This window comes from Streptomyces sp. NRRL S-87 (assembly GCF_000719335.1).
In the GTDB taxonomy this organism is placed as follows: domain Bacteria; phylum Actinomycetota; class Actinomycetes; order Streptomycetales; family Streptomycetaceae; genus Streptomyces.
Genome location: NZ_JOGB01000003.1, coordinates 102,750 through 120,258 on the forward strand (window position 1 = coordinate 102,750; position 17,509 = coordinate 120,258).

The window sequence follows — 17,509 nt, forward strand, 5'->3', positions numbered from 1 at the left end:
GGCGCAGCACGATGGGTGAGGTGTTCGCCGGTCGGTACGAGCTGATCGATCCGATCGGACGCGGGGGAGTCGGAGCCGTCTGGCGCGCCTGGGACCGGCGCCGGAAGCGGTACGTGGCCGCCAAGGTTCTCCAGCAGAGCGACGCCCACACCCTGCTGCGCTTCGTGCGCGAGCAGGCGCTGCGCATCGACCACCCCCACGTGCTGGCTCCGGCCAGTTGGGCGGCGGACGACGACAAGGTGCTGTTCACCATGGACCTGGTGAGCGGCGGATCCATGGCCCATGTCATCGGCGACTACGGCCCCTTGCCCCCCTCGTTCGTCTGCACGCTCCTCGACCAGCTGCTCTCCGGACTCCAGGCGGTGCACGCCGAAGGCGTCGTGCACCGCGACATCAAGCCCGCCAACATCCTTCTGGAGGCGACCGGGACGGGCCGTCCGCACCTGCGGCTGTCCGACTTCGGCATCTCGATGCGCAAGGGCGAGCCGCGGCTGACGGAGACCAACTACGTCGTCGGGACGCCGGGTTACTTCGCACCCGAGCAACTCATGGGAGCGGAGCCCGACTTCCCCGCCGACCTGTTCGCCGTCGGCCTCGTCGCCCTCTACCTGCTCCAGGGCCAGAAGCCCGACGCACAGGGGCTGGTGGAGCACTTCATGACCCACGGAACTCCGGGGGCCCCTCAAGGCATCCCGGAGCCGCTGTGGCAGGTCGTCGCCACGCTCGTGCAGCCCGACCCCGCGGTGCGCTTCCGGACCGCCACAGGGGCGCGCAAGGCGCTCGCCTCGGCGGTCGAGCTGCTGCCCGAGCCCGGTCCCGACGAGGAACCGGTCGAGATCTTCGACCAGCTGGGGCCGCTGCCCCCGGGCTTCGGGCCGGACGGCCCGGAAGCCGTCCCCGGCTCCGTCCCCGTTCCCGGCTCCGGGGTCACGGTCGCGGATGTTTCACGTGAAACACCCCCCGAGCCCACGGCCACCTCCTTCCACCCCGGCGAACCGACGCAGACCGCGACCTCCCCGCCACCGGGGCCCGGCACGCCTCCGGCGGCCGGCCTCGCCACGCCCGCACCGGCCGCACCGGCCGCACCCGCCGGACCCGCCGTCCCCGGATTCGGGCCCGCCTCCGGCCCCGCCGAGGCCGCCGGCCCCTCCGCACGGCCCCCGGCACCCGCTCCCCCGGTGCCGGCGCCGGCGCCCACGCCGGGGACGCCGGCCGCTCCGGAGCCGTCGGCCATGTCGGAGACGGGCAGCTTCCACCTGGCCCCGCCGTCCCCGACGGCCGGCACCCTGGCCTACACCGCCCCGCGCCCGCTGGCGGGCCCACCGCCCGCCGCACCCCGGGTCCCCGCGCCCGCCCCGGCCCGTCCCGGTCCACCCGCCAAGGTGGCCGTACCGGTGCTCCTGGTGGCCCTGGTCTGCTTCGCCGTGGGGATCTGGGCCCTCACCCAGGCCTGAAGCCCCGTCACCGCCCGGCGACCGTCCGGCGCCGGGACAGCAGGGTCCACACCCCGAGCCCCAGCACCAGCACCGTCCCGGTGCCGATCCCGCCCGCGGCCACGAGCCGCAGGGTGCCCCGCCGGGCCTCCGCGTCGGCGGCCTCGGCCGCCGTCTGACCGGCCTTCGCCGCGTCCCGGTCGGCCGCGACGATCCCGAACCCGGCCCGGGCTGCGCCCGGTTCCGCGTACGGGGGTCCGGGGCGCGCGGTGCCGTCGAGGGTGATCCGCAGCGTCAGCGGGACCGAGCCGGTGGTGAACTCCGCGACCTTCCGGTTCAGCGTGACGGCCACGTAGTACCAACCGGCCGCGCTCAGCTGCCGGGTCCTCGGGTCGGAGGACCACCGGTTGTCGTAGGAGACCGGGGCCAGCGGCCCCAGCGCGACCTCCAGCTGCTTGCCGCTGTACGTCCCGTCCTCGGAGGCCGCCGGAGCCCGCACCGGGCTGTAGACCTGGGTGACCAGCCCGTAGGAGGCGAAGCCGTAGTCCTTGGTCATCCGTGCCCCGGCCAGCTCCGCGTGCACGCTCAGCTGACGGGCCCAGTCCACCGGCACCCGGTAGTACAGGGTCTGGCCCGGCTGGATGTCGTCCCGCCACACGCCCGCGTCCAGCGCCCGCGCGTCGTTGAAGCCCGTGCCCCCGCTGCGCCGTACGCCCTGCCCGCCGGGCGGCACCACGGAGGCCGAGGGCCACACGGACGGCGCCGCTCCGGGGGCGTTCCCGCCGCTCAGCGCCGGCTCGCGCATGACGTGCAGCTCCATCGGCCAGTCGGACCGGTCCGCGTCCTCGGCGCCGGTCCGCGAGACCTTCACGTAGTAGGTCCCGGCCTCCTGGCAGGCGGCGTCCTCCTGGAGCCTGCGCACGGCCACGCCGGTCAGCGGCCGGGGCTGGTCGTTGCCGAACCGTGCCGGCTCCGCGCCGGGACACTCCTTGCCCCCGGCGCTCATGAGGACCACCTCGACGCCGTCCGCGTACGTGACCGCCGCGTCCCGCTCCGGCCGGACCGTCGCCGCGACGTACACGCTGGACCGCGCGTCCAGCTCCAGCCGGTAGTAGCGGTCCCGGCCCGCCTCCAGCGTGTCCTCGTACGTCCGCCCGGTGGCCAGTTCCGGCCCGTCGGCCGTGCTGTCTCCCCCCGTGACCGTCCGGGCCCCCGGCGCCGGCCGGTACGCCGCCGGTGCCGGCGCGGGAGCTGCGTACGCCGCCGCGGGAGCGCCTGCCAACGCCACCGCCAGCGCTGTGACCAGAGCCTTCGACCCGAGCCTCTTCACACCCCACCCCGAATTTGCGCAGGCAAGCCAAACTTAGCAAAAGCGAAAATTCTGCGACAGAACAGCACAAAGCCCCGGCCGCAGGAGCAGCCGGGGCTTCATGAACTCAGCCTTGGGTCTCACACACCGGAGCCGGACGGCACGGAGTCGGTCGCCTCCGTCCACAGGTCCTGCTCGGCGCGGTCCGCCTGGATCTGGCGGTACACGAGGAGCCCGCCGATGGCGGCCAGTGCGACCAGGAGAAGCTTCTTCACCGCGCGAACCTCGTCTTTCGTTGACGTAGGGGACTTCTGGCGCCGACTATACCTTCCGATCGATACCGATCGGTGACCTGGTGAACGACCGGACTCCCACCCGGAAACGGTCCGTGACGTGCCCCGCCACCATGAGCGACGAGGCCTCCGTCAGTCTTCGCCGCTCCCCGGCGCCCGGCGGCGCCGGGCACGGCCACGGACCACGCACGTGGTCACGCCCACCGCGACGGCTGTGATCAACGCCGAGGGGAGCTGCGTCAGCAGTCCCTCCCACAACAGGTGCATGCGATGCCTCCTCCGGAGCGCCGCGCTCGCTTCGCGGCCGTGGAACCAGGCTGGGGCCGCTCGCGTTCCCCCTGACGGAAGACGCCGGTGTGCTCCACAGGGCAACAACGTCGGACATCGGCTGACGAGAGCTGACATCGGCTGACGCGGAACTGCGGGATGATGGTCGCTCAGGTGACCACATGCGGAGGGGGTCCCGATGAGAGGCGTCAGGCGGCACCTGGCACGCCCCGATCTGCCCGAAGGGGCACGCAGGGACCTCAGCGACGCACTCCACGGGCTGCTGCATCGTGCGGGGCGGCCCAGCACCCGGGAGATCGCCACGGCCTTGAAGGGCCTCCTGAACCCTCCGCCCAGCCACACGCGCGTCCACGACCTGTTCACCCACCGTCGGCTGCCGGACTGGGAGTTGACCATGTGTGTCGTCCAGGTACTCGCGCACCGTGCACACGCGCTCGACGCGTCCGTCGAAGGCGACCGGTTCAATCAGCTGTGGTTGCTGGCCGACGAGGAACTGGCACTTGACCCGCTGGCCGGCGGGACGGATCGCCCTCCACCGAGGCAGGAAGCGACGCGTCCCCCGCGGCAGGAAGCCACGCGGCCGGCGTCACCGGCGTATGCGGCACCCGAGACCCCCCGGCTCGTGCGCGCGTCGTCGCCGCGGTCCTTCCTGCCGGACCCCGACCGCTGCCGCGCCGTCCTCTTCGGGGTCCGCGACTACCTTCATCTGCCGCCCCTGCCCTCGGTCCCGGCAGGGCTGCGCGACCTGGCCGCCGCGCTGACCCACCCCACCGCGGCGTTCGCGGCAGAGCACTCCCAGGTGCTGGTCGATCCGCGCGACGCGACCAAGGTCCTGGACCTCGTCCAGGAGGCCAGTGACGAGGCAACCGACACCCTGCTGCTGTACTTCTCAGGACATGGGCTCATCGACTCCGAAAGCGGTGAGCTGTCCTTGGCGCTCCCCGACAGCCGCCCCGATGCCGAGTACACGAGGCTCCAGTACAACTGGATTCGCCGCATGCTGTTGCGGAGCGGAGCCCAACGCAAAGTGGTCGTCCTCGACTGCTGCTACAGCGGACGGGCCATGAACTCCATGGGGGACGTCGATACCGTCCCCCTCGCAGACATCGAGGGGACGGTCCTCCTGACCTCCTCCTCTCCGAATCGAGTGGCGCTCGCTCCGGCGGGCGAGCCCTACACGGCCTTCACGGGGGAGCTGATCGACATCCTCCGTCACGGCATTCCGGACGGGCCCCCGGTACTCGACATCGACTCCGTCTACCACGAGCTGTACCGACGGGCCGTGGCCAAGGCACGGCCCCTCCCGCAGCTGCAGGCACGGGGTTCCATGGGGCTGATGCCCTTGGCGGTCAACCTGCGGTACCGCAGGGCACCACTCGGCTGAGCAGGAGCCCCGGCCGCCGCTGTCGGGGCATAACGCCAGAAGGCCCCCGGACCTGTGGTCCGGGGGCCTTCTGTCTTGTGGGGCTAACAGGATTTGAACCTGTGGCCTCATCCTTATCAGGGATGCGCTCTAACCAACTGAGCTATAGCCCCTCCGCGCTGCGCGCTGACTCCTGAAGATTAGCGCACAGACCCGGTAGTTCCCAAATCGCTGGTCAGAGCCCTGGGAACCGAACTGAGAACGGCTCTACTCGTCCTCGGCGAGGGTGAGCTCGACACCACCCACGAAGCCCGCCGACAGGTTGTAGATGAACGCGCCCAGGGTGGCCAGCGCGGTGGCCAGCACCACGTCGATGACCGCGATGACCGACGTGAAGATCAGTACGCGCGGCAGCGACAGGAACGACTGGAGGTCGAACCCGTTGCCCTCGTTCGAACCGGTGGCCTCGCTGATGGTGCCGCCGACGGTCGAGAAGACGCCCATGGCGTCCATGACCATCCACAGCACCGCCGCCGCGATGACCGTGCAGATGCCCAGTGCGATCGACAGCAGGAAGCTGACCTTCATCACCGACCAGGGGTCGGCCTTGGCCACCCGCAGCCGCGCCTTGCGCGTCCGGGGCGTCGTCCGCGCCCCGGTGCGCGCCACGCGCTGCTGCTGCTCGCCGCGCTGCGTACCGGGCCCCGCGGGGGCCTGGTACGCCTGCGGCGGATGGTAGGGGCCGGCAGCCTGCGGCTGCGGCTCCCGCGGGTCGCTCACGGCGGTCGCACCCCCCTTGGAGTCGGTGGCGGCGCCACGGGCGCCGTTCGCTCCAGACGTGGCCGATCCGGCGCCCGTGGCTCCACTCACGCTTACTCCTACTGCTCCCCTGCCGAGGGCTCGACGCCCTCGACTGCCTCGGTGACCTGTGCTTCCGCGGCCTGGCCCTCGGCTGCCTCGGTCTCGTCGACCTCGTCAGCCTCCTGCCCGGCTTCGGCGTTGCGCGCGATGCCGACGACGGCGTCGCGCTTGCCCAGGTTGATCAGCTGGACGCCCATGGTGTCACGGCCGGTCTCCCTGACTTCGTTGACTCGCGTACGAATCACACCACCGCCGAGCGTGATGGCGAGGATCTCGTCGTTCTCCTCCACCACCAGCGCTCCGACGAGCGACCCGCGGTCCTCGACGATCTTGGCGGCCTTGATGCCGAGGCCGCCGCGACCCTGGACGCGGTACTCGTCGACGGGCGTGCGCTTCGCGTAGCCGCCGTCCGTCGCTGTGAAGACGAAAGTACCCGGCCGCACGACATTCATCGAGAGGAGTTCGTCCCCCTCGCGGAAGCTCATGCCCTTCACGCCCGACGTGGCCCGGCCCATCGGGCGCAGCGAGTCGTCCGTGGCGGTGAACCGGATCGACTGCGCCTTCTTGCTGATGAGCAGCAGGTCGTCGTCGGCGGACACCAGCTCGGCGCCGATCAGCTCGTCGTCGTTGCCGTCCTCCTGCTCGCGCAGGTTGATGGCGATCACGCCACCCGAACGGGGCGAGTCGTAGTCCTTCAGCGCCGTCTTCTTCACCAGGCCGGCCTTGGTGGCCAGGATCAGGTACGGGGCGGCCTCGTAGTCGCGGATCGCCAGGATCTGCGCGATCTGCTCGTCCGGCTGGAAGGCCAGCAGGTTCGCCACGTGCTGCCCGCGGGCGTCACGGCCGGCGTCGGGCAGCTCGTACGCCTTGGCCCGGTAGACCCGGCCCTTGTTGGTGAAGAACAGCAGCCAGTGGTGCGTGGTGGAGACGAAGAAGTGGTCGACGATGTCGTCTTCCTTCAGCTTCGTGCCCCGGACGCCCTTGCCGCCGCGCTTCTGCGAGCGGTAGTCGTCGGTCTTGGTCCGCTTGACGTAGCCGCCGCGGGTGATCGTGACGACGATGTCCTCTTCGGCGATGAGGTCCTCGATGGACATGTCGCCGTCGAAGGGCACCAGCTTGGAGCGCCGGTCGTCGCCGAACTTCTCGACGAGGGCCGCCAGCTCCTCGCTGACGATGCCGCGCTGCTTCTCCGGCGAGGCCAGGATCGCGTTGTACTCGTTGATCTTGGCCTGGAGCTCGTCGTGCTCCGCGACGATCTTCTGGCGCTCCAGGGCGGCCAGTCGGCGCAGCTGCATCTCGAGGATCGCGTTGGCCTGGATCTCGTCGATCTGCAGCAGGCCCATCAGGCCCTCGCGGGCCACCTCGACCGTGTCGCTGCGCCGGATGAGCGCGATGACCTCGTCGATGGCGTCCAGCGCCTTGAGCAGGCCGCGCAGGATGTGGGCGCGCTCCTCCGCCTTGCGCAGGCGGAACTTCGTGCGCCGGACGATGACCTCGATCTGGTGGTGCACCCAGTGGCGGATGAACGCGTCCAGCGAGAGCGTGCGCGGCACGCCGTCCACCAGCGCGAGCATGTTCGCGCCGAAGTTCGTCTGCAGGTCGGTGTGCTTGTACAGGTTGTTCAGCACGACCTTGGCGACGGCGTCCCGCTTGAGGACGATCACCAGGCGCTGGCCGGTGCGCGAGGAGGTCTCGTCGCGGACGTCGGCGATGCCGCCGATCCGGCCGTCCTTCACGAGGTCGGCGATCTTCTGCGCCAGGTTGTCCGGGTTGACCTGGTACGGAAGCTCCGTGACCACCAGGCACTGGCGGTTCTGAATCTCCTCGACCTCGACCACCGCGCGCATCGTGATGGAGCCGCGACCGGTGCGGTACGCCTCCTCGATGCCCTTGCGCCCCACGACCAGCGCGCCGGTCGGGAAGTCCGGGCCCTTGATGCGCTCGACGAGGGCGTCCAGCAGCTCCTCGTGCGAGGCCTCGGGGTTGGCCAGGTACCACTGGGCGCCGTCCGCGACCTCGCGCAGGTTGTGCGGCGGGATGTTGGTGGCCATGCCCACGGCGATGCCGGCGGAGCCGTTGACCAGCAGGTTCGGGAAGCGCGCCGGCAGGACCGTCGGCTCCTGGTTACGGCCGTCGTAGTTGTCCGTGAAGTCGACGGTCTCCTCGTCGATGTCGCGGACCATCTCCATCGACAGCGGCGCCATCTTGCACTCGGTGTAGCGCATGGCGGCGGCCGGGTCGTTGCCCGGCGAGCCGAAGTTGCCGTTGGAGTCCACCAGCGGCATGCGCATCGACCACGGCTGGGCCAGGCGGACCAGGGCGTCGTAGATCGAGGAGTCGCCGTGCGGGTGGTACGTGCCCATGACGTCGCCGACGACGCGGGCGCACTTGTAGAAGCCCTTCTCGGGCCGGTAGCCGCCGTCGTACATCGCGTACAGCACGCGCCGGTGGACGGGCTTGAGGCCGTCGCGGACGTCGGGCAGCGCGCGGGACACGATGACGGACATCGCGTAGTCGAGGTAGGAGCGCTGCATCTCCGTCTCGAGCCCGACGGGCTCGATCCGCATCTGCTGCTCCTCCGCGGCCTCGGTGTTCTCGGTGGTGGTGCCGGAGGACTCGGGCACGTTCTCGTCGGCCATGGCCGTTCAGAAATCCTTTCGGGCGGTCAGCGGTCGGGCCGACTCAGATGTCGAGGAAGCGGACGTCCTTGGCGTTGCGCTGGATGAAGGAGCGCCGGGCCTCGACGTCCTCACCCATCAGCACCGAGAACAGGTCGTCGGCCTGGGCCGCGTCGTCCAGCGTGACCTGGCCGAGGACGCGGTGGTCCACGTCCATCGTGGTGACGCGCAGCTCCTCGGCGTTCATCTCACCGAGACCCTTGAAGCGCTGGATCGAGTCTTCCTTGATCCGCTTGCCCGCCTGCTTGCCGAGCTCGACCAGGGCGTCGCGCTCGCGGTCCGAGTACGCGTACTCGAAGTCGTCGCGACCCCACTTGATCTTGTAGAGCGGCGGGCGGGACAGGTACACGTGGCCGGCCTCGACCAGCGGGCGCATGAAGCGGAAGAGGAAGGTCAGCAGCAGGGTGTTGATGTGCTGGCCGTCGACGTCGGCGTCCGCCATCAGGATGATCTTGTGATAGCGGAGCTTCTCGATGTCGAAGTCCTCGTGCACGCCGGTGCCGAAGGCGGAGATCAGGGCCTGGATCTCGGCGTTCTGGAGGATCTTGTCGATGCGGGCCTTCTCGACGTTCAGGATCTTGCCGCGGATCGGCAGGATGGCCTGGTACATCGGGTTGCGGCCGGACTTGGCGGAGCCGCCGGCGGAGTCACCCTCGACGATGAAGATCTCGCACTTGGTCGGGTCGTTCGACTGGCAGTCCGACAGCTTGCCCGGCAGCGAGGCGCTCTCCAGCAGGCCCTTGCGACGGGTCAGGTCGCGGGCCTTGCGGGCGGCGACGCGGGCCGTGGCGGCCTGGATGGCCTTGCGGATGATGTCCGCGGCCTCGTTGGGGTTGCGGTCGAACCAGTCGTTGAGGTGCTCGTGCGCGACCTTCTGGACGAAGGTCTTCGCCTCCGTGTTGCCCAGCTTGGTCTTGGTCTGGCCCTCGAACTGCGGCTCGCCGAGCTTGACCGAGATGATCGCGGTCAGACCCTCGCGGATGTCGTCGCCGGTGAGGTTGTCGTCCTTCTCGCGCAGCAGCTTCTTGTCGCGTGCGTACTTGTTGACCAGCGTGGTCAGCGCGGCGCGGAAGCCCTCCTCGTGGGTACCGCCCTCGTGCGTGTGGATCGTGTTCGCGAAGGAGTAGACGCCCTCCGTGTACTGCGAGTTCCACTGCATCGCGATCTCGACCGAGAGCATGCGCTCCTTGTCCTCGGCCTCGATGTCGATGACGGAGGGGTGGATCAGCTCGCCCTTGCGCGAGTTGAGGTACTTCACGAAGTCGACGATGCCGCCCTCGTAGTGGTACTTCACCGTGCGCGCGGTCGGCTCGGCCGACTCCGCCTCCGGGTCGTCGGCACCGACGGTGGCCTTCGCGGACTCGCGCTCGTCCGTGAGCGTCAGGGTGAGGCCCTTGTTGAGGAAGGCCATCTCCTGGAAGCGGCGCGCGAGCGTCTCGAAGGAGTACTCGGTGGTCTCGAAGATGTCCGGGTCGGCCCAGAACGTGACCGAGGTACCGGTCTCGGTGGTGGCCTCGTGCTGCTCCAGCGGCGCGGTGGGGGCGCCCGACTTGTACTCCTGCGTCCAGCGGTAGCCGTCCGTCCGGATCTCGACGGCGAGCTTGTAGGACAGCGCGTTCACCACGGAGACGCCGACGCCGTGCAGACCACCGGAGACGGCGTAGCCGCCGCCGCCGAACTTGCCGCCCGCGTGCAGGACGGTGAGCACGACCTCGACGGCCGGCTTCTTCTCGACCGGGTGGATACCCACCGGGATGCCGCGGCCGTTGTCCACGACGCGCACGCCGCCGTCGGCCAGGATCGTGATGTCGATGGTGTCGGCGTGGCCGGCGAGGGCCTCGTCGACGGAGTTGTCCACCACCTCGTACACGAGGTGGTGCAGGCCCCGCTCACCGGTGGAGCCGATGTACATGCCGGGTCGCTTGCGTACGGCGTCCAGGCCCTCGAGGACTGTGATCGCGCTGGCGTCGTACGAGGCCGTGACCTCGCCGTTCTCGCCTGCAGTGGACGGAATGTTCTCGTTGGGGTTGCCGGAATCGGCCACGAAGCGCCCTTTCTGGCACAGCACAGGCCTGACTCCGGGCAAGCAACGGTTCGCAAGCAGGAGTGGCTGCGTCGATCTGCGTTGTCAGCGTTCTCAGCGGGATCCCGCCGGCTGGGCGGGATTACTTACCAGTCTACCGGTAGCGCTGACATTGATGGAGGTTTGCCGGTACCTGAGTCCGCATGTGCCGCCCTGAACCGACCGCGACCGACTCCCCATATCCGGACCGGGGCTCCAAGAGGCTCAGACGGCCATGCAGCGCTTCGGCCTGTCAACCCTCCGCTACCGAGCGGTAAGGGGCGTCCGGCTCAGCCGTACGTGTCCCCGGGACCGGTCGAACCGGGGGCGCGCAGCCGCCCCTGGTACCGGCGTTCGGTGCCGCTCGGCGGCAGCACCTTCAGGAAGCGCACCGTCCCCTGACCCAGGTCCGCGTTGAGCCGGGCGACCAGCTGCGGAGCCAGCAGCCGCACCTGCGCCATCCACGCCGAGGAGTCGCAGCGCACGGTCAGCTGCCGCACGTCCGGGTCGTCGTCGTACTTCTCCGGTACGCAGTGCCGGGCGAGCTCCTCGCCCACGATCTCCGGCCAGCGCTCCATCACTCCGGCCACCGCCATCGGGACCTCCCAGCCCCGCTCGGTCTGGAGCCGGTCCAGGGCCGCACCCAGCCGCATCGGGTCCCGGCCGTCGGCGCGCGCGCCGGAGCGCAGGCCGCCGCGGCGGGCCTGCTTCTTCGCCCCGGCCGCCTGGCCGCGGGCCCGGGCCGCCTCACGGGCGGCGAACAGCGCCTGGCGGGCCAGGTCCACGCCGGAGGGCTCGGGGTCCTTGCGGGGCTCGCCCCGGCCCGGGGTGTCCTGCGGTCCGCTCGCGGGTCCGTTCACAGCCGGGTCACCTCACCGCCCGAGACGCCGTACCGCGCGCCCACCAGGACGTCCGGCACGTCGTCGTCCACGGCCGCCGTGACGAGCACCTGCTCGCCCGGGGCCACCAGTTCCGCCAGCCGCTCGCGGCGCCGCGCGTCCAGTTCGGCGAAGACGTCGTCGAGCACCAGCACCGGTTCGCCGCCCTCCGAGCGCAGCAGGTCGTACGAGGCCAGCCGCAGCGCCAGCGCGTACGACCAGGACTCGCCGTGGCTCGCGTACCCCTTGGCCGGCAGGTCGCCCAGCCGCAGCAGCAACTCGTCGCGGTGCGGTCCGACCAGGGTCACGCCCCGCTCGATCTCCTGCTTGCGCGCGCCGGCGAGGGCGCCGAGCAGCGCCTCGTACAGCTCCTCGCGCGGGCTGCGGACGGCCGTGCCCAGGACCGCGTCGAGGGCTTCGCCGGCGCTGCTCCGGTACGCGAGCCCCAGCGGTCCGCCGCCCGGGGCGAGCTGCTCGTAGGCCTTGTCGGCGAGCGGCTGCAGGGTGGCGATCAGGTCGAGGCGCTGGGCCAGCAGCTCGGCGCCGGCCCGGGCCAGGTGCTGGTCCCACACGTCGAGCGTGGACAGGTCCATGGAGCGGCCGCCGTGCCGGCGGGCCATGGCGGCCGACTTGAGCAGGGTGTTGCGCTGCTTGAGGACGCGTTCGTAGTCGGAGCGGACCGCGGCCATGCGCGGCGAGCGCGCGGTGATCAGCTCGTCGAGGAAGCGGCGCCGCTCGCCGGGGTCGCCCTTGATCAGGGCGAGGTCCTCCGGCGCGAACAGGACGGTGCGTACGATCCCCAGCACGTCACGGGGTCTGACCTGCGAGGACCTGTTGATGCGGGCGCGGTTTGCGCGGCCCGGGTTGAGCTCCAGCTCGACCAGCTGGCTGCGCTCGCCCTGCGTGACCGCGGCCCTGATGATCGCCCGGTCGGCGCCCATGCGGACCAGCGGGGCGTCGGAGGAGACCCGGTGGCTGCCGAGGGTGGCGAGGTAGCCGACGGCCTCGACGAGGTTGGTCTTCCCCTGGCCGTTGGGGCCCACGAACGCGGTGACGCCCGGGTCGAGGGGCACCTCGGCCCGGGCGTACGAGCGGAAGTCGGCCAGCGACAGGTGCGTGACGTGCATGGTGGCGCCGACCTCCCCCGGCTGCTGCGGTCCCCGTCCCCAGCCTGTGGACCGGGGCGCCCGACCTGTGGACGGGACCCCCGTCCGGTGGGCCGGTGTCCCCGGCCTGTGGACCGGGGACGGGAACCTGTGTACTTCTCGGTCCGGAACCCGCGAAAAGGGTGCCGGACTACTTCTTCTCGACCGCGTGGCCGCCGAACTGGTTGCGCAGCGCGGCGATCATCTTCATCTGCGGGGAGTCGTCCTGGCGCGAGGCGAAGCGCGCGAAGAGCGAGGCGGTGATCGCCGGCAGCGGCACCGCGTTGTCGATCGCGGCCTCGACCGTCCAGCGGCCCTCACCGGAGTCCTGCGCGAAGCCCTTGAGCTGCTCCAGGTGCTCGTCCTCGTCGAGGGCGTTGACCGCCAGGTCCAGCAGCCAGGAGCGGATGACCGTGCCTTCCTGCCAGGAGCGGAAGACCTCGCGGACGTCGGTGACCGAGTCCACCTTCTCCAGCAGCTCCCAGCCCTCGGCGTAGGCCTGCATCATGGCGTACTCGATGCCGTTGTGGACCATCTTGGCGAAGTGGCCCGCGCCGACCTTGCCCGCGTGCACCGCGCCGTACTCGCCCTCGGGCTTGAGGGCGTCGAAGATCGGCTGCACCGCGGCGACGTGCTCCTTGTCGCCGCCGTACATGAGCGCGTAGCCGTTCTCCAGGCCCCAGACGCCGCCGGAGACGCCGCAGTCGACGAAGCCGATGCCCTTCTCGGCCAGCTCGGCGGCGTGCTTCTCGTCGTCGGTCCACCGCGAGTTGCCGCCGTCGACGACGATGTCGCCGGGCGACAGCAGCGCGGCCAGCTCGTCGACGGTCGACTGGGTCGCCTCGCCCGCGGGGACCATCACCCACACGACGCGCGGGGCCTGCAGGCCGTCCACAAGCTCCTGGAGGCTGTGGACATCGGCGATGTCAGGGTTGCGGTCGTATCCGATGACGGTGTGGCCTGCGCGGCGGATGCGCTCGCGCATGTTGCCGCCCATCTTGCCGAGACCGACGAGACCGAGCTCCATCAGGCGTTCCTTAACTGTGTGTGCGGTTTCGTACCCGCGTCCGAGCCTACGCCCGGACGCGGGGGCACACCTGCGGGGTCGGCCGGACAGGCGGCCGTGCCGGGGGCGTCAGCCGGAGAGGCGGACCGGCATGATCAGGTACTTGTACGCCTCGTCCGCCTCGGCGTCGACGGCCGGGCGGCCGCTGAGCAGCGCCGGCTTGGTCGACGTCGTGAAGGACAGCTGCGCGACCGGCGAGTCGATGGCGCTCAGGCCGTCGAGCAGGAACGTCGGGTTGAAGGCGATCGAGATGTCGTCGCCCTCCAGGCGGGCGTCGACGCGCTCCACAGCCTGTGCGTCGTCGCTCGACCCCGCCTCGAGGATCAGCACGCCCTGCTCGAAGCTCAGCCGGACCGGGGTGTTGCGCTCGGCGACGAGGGCCACGCGCTTGACGGCCTCGACGAACGGCGCGGTCTCGATCACGGCGACGGAGTTGAACTCGGTCGGGAAGAGCGTCCGGTACTTGGGGAGGTCGCCCTCCAGCAGCCGGGTGGTGGTACGGCGGCCGGCACCCTCGAAGCCGATCAGGCCCTCGCCCTTGCCGGAGCCCGAGAGCGCCAGGGTGACGGTGTCACCGCTGGTCAGGGACTTGGCGGTGTCGAGCAGCGTCTTGGCGGGCACCAGGGCGACGGCGGAGGCGTCGGGGCTCTCCGGCTTCCACAGGAACTCGCGGACGGCGAAGCGGTAACGGTCGGTGGAGGCGAGGGTGACGCGGTCGCCCTCGATCTCGATGCGCACACCGGTGAGGACGGGCAGCGTGTCGTCGCGGCCGGCGGCGATGGCCACCTGGGCCGCGGCGGAGGCGAAGACCTCGCCGGACACGGTGCCGGTCGCGCCCGGCATCTCGGGCAGCGCCGGGTACTCCTCCACCGGCAGGGTGTGGAGGGTGAAGCGGGAGGAGCCGCAGACCACGGTCGCCCGTACACCGTCTGTGGAGATCTCCACCGGGCGGTTGGGGAGGGCGCGGCAGATGTCGGCGAGGAGCCGGCCGGAGACGAGGACGGTGCCGTCCTCCTCCACGTCCGCCTCGACCGAGACGCGGGCCGAGACCTCGTAGTCGAAGCCGGAGAGGCTCAGCGAGCCCTCCTCGGCCTTGAGGAGAAGGCCCGCGAGAACGGGCACCGGCGGCCGGGCCGGGAGGCTACGGGCCGCCCACGCCACCGCCTCCGCGAGTACGTCGCGCTCCACCCGGATCTTCACCGGAACCGCCTCCTGCTGTTGCTGGCTCGCCCTGCTGGCCTTCGTCTGTCGGCTGAACGCCGGAGACCAGTCTGACGTACGGCACCGACACTCGGTGCTGCTGCCCGTCAAGTCGGGCCGGACTCGGCGGGAGAGCCGAGGGGCGAGTTGTGCACAGGGCCTGCTTGAAAACGGAATCCGAGCTAACTCTCTATGGGGGTAGTAGTAGGCCCTGTGGAAACCGTGGATAACCCTGTCAGCGCAGGTCAGCGGCGGTTTTTTGTCCACCGGGCCTGTGGGTGGGGGCAGTGGACAACGTGGGTGTCCTGTGGAGAACAGAAAGTTCTGCACAGACCGTCCCCAGGTGACCCGGGGTACTCCACAGCTCCGTCCCCAGCTTTACCCGGTTTCCCCACAGCCCAATCGTCGCCTCTCGTGTGACGCCTTTCACTCCATGCGGTGACCGAGGGGCTCCGGTTGCCGAACAGTGGACAACGGTGTGGAGAAGCTGGGGACAGCTGGGGACAACCGGGCCCATCCTGTGGGTCTCCGGTGGACAACCCGGTGGACGGGCCTGTGGACAGAATGATCGTCCACAGTCTGTGGATAGTCGCTCCGCACAATTCCACAGGGTCCTGACCAGCTCTGATGCTCCATCAACAGGCCTGCCTGTGGAAGGAATGTGGGTGGATTCGGAGGTCCCCAGGGTGTGGACGGAAAAAAGTCGAAGATCTGTGGAAGACGGCCGTAACCCTGCCATTAATCGAACAACGGGCTGCGTACGGGTGACCGAAGGGAACGCGGAAGGGCGCTCCGGGAAGCGTCCCGGAGCGCCCTTCGATGCGTCGTACGACGGCTGCGGACCGTTCCCGGCGGTGTTCCGCCGGGCCCCTGCAGCCGGTTCCGTCAGCCGTTCTTGATGCGGTTGGTCAGCTCGGTGACCTGGTTGTAGATCGACCGGCGCTCCGCCATGAGCGCCCGGATCTTGCGGTCCGCGTGCATGACCGTGGTGTGGTCCCGGCCGCCGAACTGGGCCCCGATCTTCGGCAGCGACAGGTCGGTGAGCTCGCGGCACAGGTACATCGCGATCTGGCGCGCCGTCACCAGGACCCGGCTGCGCGAGGAGCCGCACAGGTCGTCCACCGTCAGCCCGAAGTAGTCCGCCGTGGCCGCCATGATGGCGCCCGCGGTGATCTCCGGAGCGGTGTCCTCACCGCCGGGGATGAGGTTCTTGAGGACGTCCTCGGTCAGCCCCAGGTCCACCGGCTGCCGGTTGAGGCTCGCGAAGGCCGTCACCCGGATCAGCGCGCCCTCCAGCTCGCGGATGTTGCGCGAGATCCGGGACGCGATGAACTCCAGTACCTCCGGCGGGGCGTTGAGCTGCTCCTGGACCGCCTTCTTGCGCAGGATCGCGATGCGCGTCTCCAGCTCGGGCGGCTGGACGTCGGTGATCAGGCCCCACTCGAAGCGGTTGCGCAGCCGGTCCTCCAGCGTGACCAGCTGCTTGGGCGGCCGGTCGGAGGACAGCACGATCTGCTTGTTGGCGTTGTGGAGCGTGTTGAAGGTGTGGAAGAACTCCTCCTGCGTCGACTCCTTGCTCGCCAGGAACTGGATGTCGTCGACCAGCAGGATGTCCATCTCGCGGTAGCGCTTGCGGAACGCGTCGCCCTTGCCGTCGCGGATCGAGTTGATGAACTCGTTGGTGAACTCCTCCGAGCTCACGTACCGCACCCGGGTCCCCGGGTAGAGGCTCCGCGCGTAGTGGCCGATGGCGTGCAGCAGGTGCGTCTTGCCCAGACCCGACTCGCCGTAGATGAAGAGCGGGTTGTACGCCTTGGCCGGGGCTTCGGCGACGGCCACCGCGGCCGCGTGCGCGAAGCGGTTCGACGCCCCGATGACGAAGGTGTCGAACAGGTACTTGGGGTTCAGCCGCGCGGTCGGCTCCAGCGGCCCCGACGAGGAGCCGGACGAGGAGGCCGGCGGCGGCGCGGCCGAGGGGCCCGCCATCGGACCGGGCCCCGGCCGGCCCGGAGCGGGCGGCGCGTCGGAGCGGTCCGGGCGGCCGCCGTCGTACGAGGACGGCTCGTACGGGGCCTGCTCGTACTGCTTGGGGTCGTACGGCTTCGGCTCGTAGGCGTGCGGGTCGTACTGCCCGGGCTCGTACGGGGCCTGCGGCTGGTCGAACGACGGCTGCTCGTAGCCGCCCGGGCCCCCCGAGGAGGGCGAGGCGTACGGGTCGCGCTCCTGGTAGCCGCCGAGCCGCTGCTGCTGCCAGCCGTAGTCGTCGCGGTCCGCGGACGGACGCGGCCAGACGCCCGGCTCGGGGCCGCGCTGCTGCTGGTAGTCCGGGTAGGCGGGGCGGACCTGCGGGAGCTGGTCGTACGCGTCCTCGTACCGCGGACGCTCCTCCCGGACCGGCGGCGGGGGGGTCGGCTCGGCCGCGGAGTCGTCGACCGTGATCGCGATCCGGATGGGCCGGCCGCACTCGCGGCTGAGGGTCTCGCTGATCAGCGGGGCGAGCCGGCCCTCGAGGACGCGCTTGCCCCACTCGTTCGGCACGGCGAGCAGCGCGGTGTCGGCGACCAGCGCGAGCGGCTGGCACCGCTCGACCCACTGCTTGTCCTTGGGCTCGATGCCCTGCTGTCCTTCTCCCAGCAGCTTCTCGAGAACCCTGGGCCACACTGCGGCAAGATCGGCAGGTACGTCAGCCACAGGGCACGCTCTCTCACAGGTCCCACGAATGTGTGGTTCTTCGGGACGGTCGGGACAAAAAAATGCGGGGTCAAGCCAAGGTAGTCAGCGCGACCCGTGCGGTTCAAGTTGTTGTCCACAGCCTGTGCACAGCGGGGCCCGCGCGTGGCTCGGTTTGACCGGATGGCGTAGTCCCGCGTACCGTACCGAGGTCGAGTTGTCGATGGCTGCTGCCGCCTGCCTACCGATGGGCAAAGATCACC

Annotated in this window: 12 protein-coding genes and 1 tRNA gene; 2 read left to right on the forward strand and 11 right to left on the reverse strand. The window is 70.4% G+C overall.

Annotated elements, in window-relative coordinates:
- The first annotated feature begins 11 nt into the window (after positions 1–11).
- Positions 12–1,454 carry a serine/threonine-protein kinase gene (locus tag IF43_RS0102665; RefSeq protein WP_030193290.1) on the forward strand — a complete coding sequence of 481 codons (1,443 nt, stop codon included), beginning with the start codon at positions 12–14 and terminating at the stop codon, positions 1,452–1,454.
- A gap of 7 nt (positions 1,455–1,461) precedes the next feature.
- Here IF43_RS0102665 and IF43_RS0102670 read toward each other — a convergent pair whose 3' ends face one another.
- Both IF43_RS0102670 and IF43_RS38860 read right to left on the reverse strand, forming a co-directional pair.
- Complete coding sequence (locus IF43_RS0102670) at positions 1,462–2,721, reverse strand: hypothetical protein (protein WP_158939137.1); 1,260 nt, start codon at positions 2,719–2,721, stop codon at positions 1,462–1,464.
- 161 nt (positions 2,722–2,882) lie between these two features.
- Positions 2,883–3,017: a DLW-39 family protein gene (locus IF43_RS38860; RefSeq protein ID WP_208809277.1), complete on the reverse strand. Its 135-nt coding sequence runs from the start codon at positions 3,015–3,017 to the stop codon at positions 2,883–2,885.
- Positions 3,018–3,630: 613 nt separating this feature from the next.
- Here IF43_RS38860 and IF43_RS37760 point away from each other — a divergent pair.
- Complete coding sequence (locus tag IF43_RS37760) at positions 3,631–4,707, forward strand: caspase family protein (protein WP_158939139.1); 1,077 nt, start codon at positions 3,631–3,633, stop codon at positions 4,705–4,707.
- Between the two features lie 78 nt (positions 4,708–4,785).
- On the opposite strand, the gene IF43_RS0102690 is transcribed toward IF43_RS37760, so the two are convergent.
- The 9 genes from IF43_RS0102690 to dnaA all read right to left on the reverse strand — a co-directional run bounded on the left by IF43_RS0102690 (position 4,786) and on the right by dnaA (position 17,267).
- A tRNA-Ile gene (locus tag IF43_RS0102690) sits at positions 4,786–4,859 on the reverse strand.
- 94 nt (positions 4,860–4,953) lie between these two features.
- Positions 4,954–5,556, reverse strand: coding sequence for a DUF3566 domain-containing protein (locus tag IF43_RS0102695; RefSeq protein WP_030193297.1), 603 nt, complete (start codon positions 5,554–5,556; stop codon positions 4,954–4,956).
- 8 nt (positions 5,557–5,564) lie between these two features.
- Positions 5,565–8,114 (reverse strand): DNA gyrase subunit A, encoded by a 2,550-nt coding sequence (gene gyrA / locus IF43_RS0102700; protein ID WP_234331929.1) that lies wholly within the window; start codon positions 8,112–8,114, stop codon positions 5,565–5,567.
- Positions 8,115–8,229: 115 nt separating this feature from the next.
- Positions 8,230–10,293, reverse strand: a complete 2,064-nt coding sequence (gyrB, locus tag IF43_RS0102705) for a DNA topoisomerase (ATP-hydrolyzing) subunit B (protein WP_030193301.1) — start codon at positions 10,291–10,293, stop codon at positions 8,230–8,232.
- A 284-nt stretch (positions 10,294–10,577) separates the two neighbouring features.
- Positions 10,578–11,147: a DUF721 domain-containing protein gene (locus tag IF43_RS0102710; RefSeq protein WP_030193303.1), complete on the reverse strand. Its 570-nt coding sequence runs from the start codon at positions 11,145–11,147 to the stop codon at positions 10,578–10,580.
- Positions 11,144–12,292: a DNA replication/repair protein RecF gene (gene recF / locus IF43_RS0102715; protein WP_030193305.1), complete on the reverse strand. Its 1,149-nt coding sequence runs from the start codon at positions 12,290–12,292 to the stop codon at positions 11,144–11,146. Before recF ends, IF43_RS0102710 begins: the two co-directional genes overlap by 4 nt.
- A 169-nt stretch (positions 12,293–12,461) precedes the next feature.
- Positions 12,462–13,337, reverse strand: a complete 876-nt coding sequence (gene gnd, locus IF43_RS0102720; protein WP_030193307.1) for a phosphogluconate dehydrogenase (NAD(+)-dependent, decarboxylating) — start codon at positions 13,335–13,337, stop codon at positions 12,462–12,464.
- A 108-nt stretch (positions 13,338–13,445) separates the two neighbouring features.
- Positions 13,446–14,576: a DNA polymerase III subunit beta gene (gene dnaN, locus IF43_RS0102725; RefSeq protein ID WP_030193309.1), complete on the reverse strand. Its 1,131-nt coding sequence runs from the start codon at positions 14,574–14,576 to the stop codon at positions 13,446–13,448.
- 885 nt (positions 14,577–15,461) lie between these two features.
- Complete coding sequence (dnaA, locus tag IF43_RS0102730) at positions 15,462–17,267, reverse strand: chromosomal replication initiator protein DnaA (protein WP_051794583.1); 1,806 nt, start codon at positions 17,265–17,267, stop codon at positions 15,462–15,464.
- Positions 17,268–17,509: the final 242 nt, after the last annotated feature.